Below are 7,109 nucleotides of genomic sequence, written 5' to 3'. Positions count from 1 at the left end.
GTGTGTTCCCAATAGAAATGGGATTGGATATTTATCACAAAGATTTTTAGGGAAAAAAGAACTCAGGAAATTTGTGATCGAAAAAAATATTATCCCAAAGAATTTTAAAAATTTGATGAAAGACCTTGGTTGGATGTTGATTGAAAAAAAATTTATCGATTGTCCGCCCTGGCCCGATATTGGCATGCCAAAAGATAAATTTTTGAAAATTCTCAAACTGGACTGGTTAATAAAAAATAAAACTAATGAACCTGTTTCCATTATGGATTTCTATTTAGGGAAAGATAAAAATTTTGAAGAGCAAATGCTTTCCTATTCCTGGTTTGAAAGAAGTGCTCCTGATTTTATCAAATTTTTCTGGGCACATCATCGGTATTTTCTTTTTATCCCAAAAACATGAAAAATAATCACTTCACTTCTCGTTCCCAAATTCCATTTGGGAATGCAATTACGAAAAAGTTTCACTTTGATTCCATTACGAAATGAAACATGATCGAAATACAATATCTCTTACAAGTATGTCCCCAAATGAAATCTGGGAACAAGGAATTATTGGAGTGAAATAAATGAAAACTTATCTTAGAGACTTTTTAGTATATGCAATTCCATTTAGTATTTTATTTTTTATAATAAATTATTTTATTCCTTTTTTTAGATCAGAACGAAGCATTGGATCACTCATCTTTAGATCAATTATAATTGCTATCTTTTATGGCATAATAATGACATTATTAAAGTACAGAAAACAAAAAAAGAATGAAAAATAATCATCTTAACTGGATTTCCGGTATCATTCTTGGGATCATCTTTCTGATCGCCTGGATCAGGATTGTCGATTGGCAGGAATTTATCAGTTATTTCCACAAATTTGATCTGAAACTTGTTCTTTTCTTTTCCCTGTTTTATATCCTCGCTTATTTTATCAGGAGTTTACGCTGGAAAATAATCCTCGATCCAATCAATAAAATGAAAATTTCCAAAAGTTTTTCTATCTTTATGAGTGGTTTGTTCATCAATTATATAATTCCGGTGCGAGCTGGAGAAATTGCCAAATCCGTGATTTTGAAAACAAAAGAAAATGTCAGGATTTCCCAAAGTCTTCCTTCCATTTTCATCGATAAAATAACCGATCTTTTTCCCATAATTTTGATTATGGTTCTCATTCCGATCATTTCTATCAAACTGAATCTGACTTTGTACATCATTGTTTTTCTGCTTTTTTTCGTGTTTCTATTATTTTTGAGTTTTTTGTTTTTTGCAGTAAAACATAGTGAAAAAGCCATTAAAATATTGCATTTTTTCCTGAAAGTTATTCCTCATAAATACAGAGCAAAATTCGAAGATTTCTTTTCTAATTTTGTGGATGGCATGGCAATTATGAAAAATCGCAAGTTGGATTTTATCCTTATTTATTCCCTGACCATCCTGGCAGTATTTTCCGAAGCTGTTTACATATATGCAGTTTTCAGATCTTTTGGAGCAAGCATAAGTTATACTGAAATCTTGTTTGGATATACTTTGATGAACCTGACTTACATTCTGCCAACTCCACCTGCTCAAATCGGTTCAAATCAATTTATGTGGGTTTTAATTTTTTCTTTTGCTCTCGGAATCAACGAAAATCTGACTAGTGCAGCAGTAATTTTCTCCCATTTATTAACATCTATCTGGATTTTCGTGGTGGGAGGAATTTCTTTACTTGCCTTAAAAATACGATTTGGAGATTTGGTTTCCAAGCAAAAAATAATGAGTAGAGGAAATTATGAGCAGTAAGAATATAGAAATATTGGAAAATTTAGCAGAAGCAAAAGAAAAGATCTTAAATGAGATCAGTAAAGTAATTATCGGGCAGGACAGGATCATAGAAGAATTTTTGATCGCTTTGTTTGCTAATGGTCATTGTCTTCTCGAAGGTGTTCCCGGATTAGCGAAAACTTTATTAATCTCAACCATGTCTGATATTTTGAATATGAAATTCAGTCGTATTCAATTCACACCCGACCTGATGCCTTCCGATATTACGGGAACAGATATTTTAGCGGAAAGTAAAGCAGATGGAAAACGCTATTTTGAATATATTAAAGGACCTATTTTTGCCAATATTATTTTAGCAGACGAAATAAATCGAACACCTCCCAAAACCCAATCAGCGCTTCTTCAGGCAATGCAGGAATACCAGGTAACTGCTGGAAATAAGACCTTTGAACTCGATCAACCATTTCTCGTTTTTGCCACCCAGAATCCGATCGAGCAGGAAGGAACTTATCCTTTACCCGAAGCTCAATTAGATCGTTTTATGTTCAATATCTATATTGATTATCCTTCTTATGAAGAAGAGAAGGAAATTGTTACTAAAACAACAATGGATCTGCTGGGAAAAGTTAAGCCAGTTCTAAATGCTCCGGAAATAATTGAAATTCAGAAAGCGATCAGGCAAGTTCCGGTTAGTGAACATGTTCTCGATTTTGCGGTTAAACTTGCTCGTGCAACCAGACCTCATTATCCTGATTCACCTGAATTCATTAAAAAGTGGGTTACCTGGGGAGCGGGACCACGCGCTTCTCAATATCTAATTTTAGCTGCAAAAACAAGAGCTGCTCTCGATAACAGACTTTCTCCCTCCATTGACGATATTATCCAAATCGCTGAAATTGTGCTTCAGCACAGGGTTTTAGTATCCTTTGCTGCTGAAGCCGAGGGTCTTAAATCAAAAGGTGTTATCAAAAAATTATTAAAAGAATTAAAATAATTGTTGTTCTCTCTAAAAATAAAATTATACTTTCCTAAAGTTTGACAGTATTAAAATTTATTGGAGGAAGAATATGGTGCATAAAAATGTGGTTGTCTTTAGCACACCAACCTGTTCCTGGTGCAGAAAATTAAAAACTTATCTTAAGCAAAACAAAATTCGATTTAAAGATGTTGATGTATCGAGAGATATGAAAGCAGCTCAGGATATGGTGAGAAAAACAGGACAGCAAGGTGTTCCCCAAATGTGGATAAATAATTATCCGATTGTCGGTTTTGATAAATCCAAAATCGATAGATTACTTAATACAAAATAGGAGTAAATAAATGGAAAAAAAGATTGAGAAGTATGTAGAACTGAGCACAGCTTTATACGAGCTTTGTTCAAGAAAAGAGATGATCCAAAGACAATGTATGAAAATAGGAAGAATGGAATGCAATCTGTTAAATTACCTCGACAAATTAAAAAAACCTGTTTGTATGAATGATCTTTCTAAAGAAATGAAAGTCTCTCACAGCAGGATAACTCGTATTATCGATACTTTAGTGAAGAAAAAACTCGTGAAAAGATTTCCTTCCAAAAGAGATAGAAGAAGCTGGCTTGCTGAAATCTCTGAAAAAGGAAAGGAATTATCACGAAAAACATTAGACAATTTTGTTGAAATTCAGAAATCTCTGATAACAAAATTACCGGAAGATAAAGTTAATGAAATTTGTGATAATATCCATGAATATCTAAAAGCTTATAACCTGGTTTTAGATGAAAAACTTGCCAGCCTATGAAAAACATCACCAAAGCTAACTGGCTTGATGGAATGGTTTTCGATGTTGAATTGAACGGACATCATTTCCTTATAGATGCGGATGATAAAGTTGGCGGAACCGATAAAGGACCAAGACCAAAAGGTTTGGTATTGAGCGGATTAGCCGGTTGCACAGGAATGGATGTCGTTTCCATCCTGAAAAAAATGAAAATCGAAAATTATAAATTAGAAGTGAGTGTCGATGCCGAACTTACGGACGAACATCCAAAAATCTACGATAAAATCAATATCTATTTTATTTTTTCGGGTGAAAATCTTCCCATCTCCAAATTGAAAAGAGCAGTCGAACTTTCGGAAACAAGATATTGTGGTGTCTCGGAAATGCTCAGAAAAACTTCTGATATAAAAACTAAAATTTTATTGAACGGAGAAGAAATATAATGAAAAAAACCTTATTTGCGATCTTACTCTTAACTATCATTTTTTCATCTGCTTGTTCCAGTGAAAAAGTTAATATTAAAGAGCAAGATGATAATATCTGGCTAACGAATTTAGAAAAAGCCCAGGAAAAAGCTAAAGCAATGGATGTTCCGATTTTAGTGAATTTCACCGGTTCGGATTGGTGCCAATGGTGTTTTAAAATCCGAGACGAAATTTTCTCAAAAGAAGAATTTTTAAATTATGCTAAGGATAATTTAGTTTTACTAAAACTTGATTTTCCCAGGAATATTCCTCAATCTGAGGTTGTTAAAAATTATAATCGAACATTAATGGAAAAATACAAGATACGGGGATTTCCTACTATTTTGGTTTTAGATGCAGAAGGAGAAGTTCTTTCCCAAGCCGGTTATCAGCCGGGTGGTCCTGCTGCTTTTATCAAAACCATCGAAGAATCGATCTCCTTTGTCAAAGATCACAAAAACGATACTTATACTGATAATGCCGGTTTAGAGTGGTTCCTGCTTTTAGAAAAAGCAAAAGAAATTGCACAAAAAGATGGAAAACCGATATTAGTCAACTTTACTGGTTCAGATTGGTGTACCTGGTGTTTTAAAATTCGAGATGAGATCTTTTCCAAAAAAGAATTTATTGAGTATGCAAAGAAAAATCTCGTCCTGCTGCGTTTTGATTTTCCCAGAACAAAAGAACAATCCGCAGGTTTGAAAGCTTACAACCAGCAGATAGCGGAAAAATTCGGAATAAAAGGTCTGCCAACTATTTTACTCCTCGATAAAGAAGGTTCTCAAATCGCTCAACTGGGATATCAGGAAGGCGGACCGACTAAATATATCGAGACAATCAAAGAAAATCTTAACAAAATTCGTTAATTTAAACTTTCTGCTATCGTTCCCAATCCCCCGATTGGGAACGAATATTTCTTAAAACTCCAATATAGAAAAATGAACTATAGATTATTAATTGCTCTTTTAATCATTATTTTTTCGCTAAATATTATTATTGCTGAAAACGATTCCCCAACCGGTAGCTGGCAAACTGTCGATGATAAAACCGGAAGAGTAAAATCATTTGTCGAGATCCGAGAAGAAAATGGAAAACTTTTTGGAAAGATCACCAAACTTTTCCGTTTACCTGACGAAAATCCGGAACCGGTTTGTGATAAATGCAAAGGCGAGAAGAAAGATAAACCTGTACTGGGAATGACAATTCTCTGGGATTTATCGAGAAATAAAGAGATTTGGTCAGGTGGGAAAATCCTCGATCCTGAAAATGGAAAGACTTACAAATGCAAAATAAAAGTGATCGATAATGGAAATAAATTAGAAGTCAGAGGTTTTATCGGATTTTCTTTGTTAGGAAGAACGCAATATTGGGAAAGGATTGAATAGTTTAAAACTTGCCAAATTTCAAAAATTTGGCAAGTTTTATTTTTTCTCCCAAATGATCTCTCCGTCTTTAATAACAATCTCCACATTATTCGAGCCAAAATGATAAGGTAAATATTTATAAGTAGGCATATCCATTATTAGAATATCAGCCTTTTTCCCAACTTCGAGACTTCCAGTTTTGTCACCCATTTCTAATGAATAAGCAGCATTTATCGTAGCTGCTGTAATCGCTTCCGCAACTGTCATTTTCATTTGCAGACAGGCTAAAGTTATGATAAATTGCATACTGTCACAATTGCAGCTTCCGGGATTAAAATCCGTTGCCAGAGCAACAGGTAAACCTGAATCGATCATAGCTCTTGCTCGAGCATAATTTTTCATTCCCAAACTGAATATTGTACCCGGCAAAAGTGTTGCGATAACTCCCGCATCTCGCATCGCTTTTATTCCCTCATCTGAAGTTGCTCCGAGATGATCTGCTGAAACAGCTCCAACTTCTGCTGCTAATTCTGCTCCCCCAATCGGTTCAATCTCATCCGCATGCATCCTGATCTTGAATCCAAGTTTTCTCGCATGAGTAAGAATTTCCCGTGACTGCTCGATCGAGTAAACATGTTTTTCCGTGAAAATATCGCAATATTCTGCCAGTTTCTGTCGTCTGACTTCCGACATCATTTCCTTTTTTAAAATTCTGATGTATTCTGCTCGATTATCATTGTATTCGGTTGGAAATTCATGAGCTCCTAGAAAAGTTGGAATGATATCGATAGGAAATTCTTCATTCAATCTCCTGATCACTTTCAACATCTTGATCTCACTCTCGGTTGAAAGCCCATAACCGCTTTTTGCTTCGATAGTTGTCGTTCCATTTGCGATAATTCTCTGAATTCTTTTTTTAGACAATTCGAACAGTTCATCTTCCGAGGTTTCTCTCACCGCTTGAATACTCGAACGAATTCCTCCTCCACTTTGAGATATTTCCACATACGATTTTCCTTTGATCCGCATCTCAAATTCATTTTCCCGTGTATGAACAAAAACCGGGTGTGTATGTGGATCCACAAAACCCGGCATCACAACTTTATTGGAAGCATCAATTTTTTGATCGGAATTATATTTTTCGAAGATATTGGAAGTTTCTTCGACAGCAATGATTTTACTATCTTTAATTGCAATTGCTCCATTCTCAATGATCGAAACTTCATCCATTTCTTTTCCAGTTCTTGGTTGCTTTTTACCTTTTAAAGTCAATAGTTCGTTGGCGTTATAAATAATCATATCTGTGTTCATATTTTCCTCTTTTATTTTTTTTTGATAGAATAAAATTGAAGTTAATTTGAGCAAGGTTTATTTCTGGAATTTGTAATTTTGATTTTATTTGAAATTAGCAATTCGATTTAGAAAATCTTTTCAGTATTATCGGTGCGTTCTGTGTTTTTCAGAGTTCAATAAAAAGAAAAAGAGTATTCAATGAAGGCGGTGACCTACTCTTCCACACCGTTGCCAGTGCAGTACCATTGGCGCAGGAGAGCTTAACTTCTGTGTTCGGGATGGGAACAGGTGTAACCTCTCCGCAATAACCACCTTCACTAAATACTCTTTTCAAAAATTAGAAATTAGAAATTTCAATTCTTAATTCTTAATTAAAAGATCGTGTGTGATAGAGAAAAATAAAAAATAAGGCAATCGACATATTAGTATCACTCGGCTGAACACATTGCTGTGCTTACACCTGTGACCTATCAAAGTT

9 protein-coding genes and 2 rRNA genes are annotated in these 7,109 nt (G+C 34.6%); 8 read left to right on the top strand and 3 right to left on the bottom strand.

The features are described 5' to 3' along the window. Window positions 1–73: 73 nt before the first annotated feature. From ENL20_01655 to ENL20_01620, 8 genes are all read left to right on the top strand, one after another. A complete protein-coding gene (locus ENL20_01655; protein HHE37262.1) occupies window positions 74–400 on the top strand; it encodes a hypothetical protein in 327 nt (108 codons plus the stop codon). A gap of 356 nt (window positions 401–756) precedes the next feature. Then, entirely contained in the window at window positions 757–1,773 is a 1,017-nt protein-coding gene (locus tag ENL20_01650) for a flippase-like domain-containing protein (GenBank protein HHE37261.1), read from the top strand. Beyond that, complete coding sequence (locus ENL20_01645; protein HHE37260.1) at window positions 1,763–2,749, top strand: MoxR family ATPase; 987 nt, start codon at window positions 1,763–1,765, stop codon at window positions 2,747–2,749. The genes ENL20_01650 and ENL20_01645 overlap by 11 nt, the downstream gene beginning before the upstream one ends. A gap of 76 nt (window positions 2,750–2,825) precedes the next feature. Then, window positions 2,826–3,065, top strand: a complete 240-nt coding sequence (locus ENL20_01640; protein ID HHE37259.1) for an NrdH-redoxin — start codon at window positions 2,826–2,828, stop codon at window positions 3,063–3,065. Between the two features lie 10 nt (window positions 3,066–3,075). Beyond that, window positions 3,076–3,531 carry a MarR family transcriptional regulator gene (locus ENL20_01635; protein HHE37258.1) on the top strand — a complete coding sequence of 152 codons (456 nt, stop codon included), beginning with the start codon at window positions 3,076–3,078 and terminating at the stop codon, window positions 3,529–3,531. Further along, window positions 3,528–3,953 carry an OsmC family peroxiredoxin gene (locus ENL20_01630; GenBank protein ID HHE37257.1) on the top strand — a complete coding sequence of 142 codons (426 nt, stop codon included), beginning with the start codon at window positions 3,528–3,530 and terminating at the stop codon, window positions 3,951–3,953. Before ENL20_01635 ends, ENL20_01630 begins: the two co-directional genes overlap by 4 nt. Further along, the gene (locus tag ENL20_01625) at window positions 3,953–4,840 is read left to right on the top strand and encodes a DUF255 domain-containing protein (GenBank protein HHE37256.1); all 888 of its coding nucleotides are present in this window, start codon (window positions 3,953–3,955) and stop codon (window positions 4,838–4,840) included. Before ENL20_01630 ends, ENL20_01625 begins: the two co-directional genes overlap by 1 nt. Before the next feature lie 72 nt (window positions 4,841–4,912). Then, window positions 4,913–5,359: a DUF2147 domain-containing protein gene (locus ENL20_01620; GenBank protein ID HHE37255.1), complete on the top strand. Its 447-nt coding sequence runs from the start codon at window positions 4,913–4,915 to the stop codon at window positions 5,357–5,359. Between the two features lie 36 nt (window positions 5,360–5,395). Here ENL20_01620 and ENL20_01615 read toward each other — a convergent pair whose 3' ends face one another. From ENL20_01615 to ENL20_01605, 3 genes are all read right to left on the bottom strand, one after another. Beyond that, the gene (locus ENL20_01615; GenBank protein HHE37254.1) at window positions 5,396–6,649 is read right to left on the bottom strand and encodes an imidazolonepropionase; all 1,254 of its coding nucleotides are present in this window, start codon (window positions 6,647–6,649) and stop codon (window positions 5,396–5,398) included. Window positions 6,650–6,830: 181 nt separating this feature from the next. Then, window positions 6,831–6,947 (bottom strand): 5S ribosomal RNA (rrf, locus tag ENL20_01610). 81 nt (window positions 6,948–7,028) lie between these two features. Next, a 23S ribosomal RNA gene (locus ENL20_01605) occupies window positions 7,029–7,109 on the bottom strand; the annotation flags it as partial.

This window comes from Candidatus Cloacimonadota bacterium, assembly GCA_011372345.1.
Lineage (GTDB): Bacteria > Cloacimonadota > Cloacimonadia > Cloacimonadales > TCS61 > DRTC01.
The sequence above is the reverse complement of the archived record's forward strand: the minus strand, read 5'-3'. Positions and strand labels throughout refer to the sequence as shown.

Excerpts from the sequence above, each read along its gene's own strand:
- ENL20_01650 (HHE37261.1), top strand. The coding sequence starts at position 757 with ATGAAAAATAATCATCTTAACTGGATTTCCGGTATCATTCTTGGGATC.
- ENL20_01645 (HHE37260.1), top strand. The coding sequence starts at position 1,763 with ATGAGCAGTAAGAATATAGAAATATTGGAAAATTTAGCAGAAGCAAAA.
- ENL20_01635 (HHE37258.1), top strand. The coding sequence starts at position 3,076 with ATGGAAAAAAAGATTGAGAAGTATGTAGAACTGAGCACAGCTTTATAC.
- ENL20_01630 (HHE37257.1), top strand. The coding sequence starts at position 3,528 with ATGAAAAACATCACCAAAGCTAACTGGCTTGATGGAATGGTTTTCGAT.
- ENL20_01625 (HHE37256.1), top strand. The coding sequence starts at position 3,953 with ATGAAAAAAACCTTATTTGCGATCTTACTCTTAACTATCATTTTTTCA.
- ENL20_01620 (HHE37255.1), top strand. The coding sequence starts at position 4,913 with ATGAACTATAGATTATTAATTGCTCTTTTAATCATTATTTTTTCGCTA.
- ENL20_01615 (HHE37254.1), bottom strand. The coding sequence starts at position 6,649 with ATGAACACAGATATGATTATTTATAACGCCAACGAACTATTGACTTTA.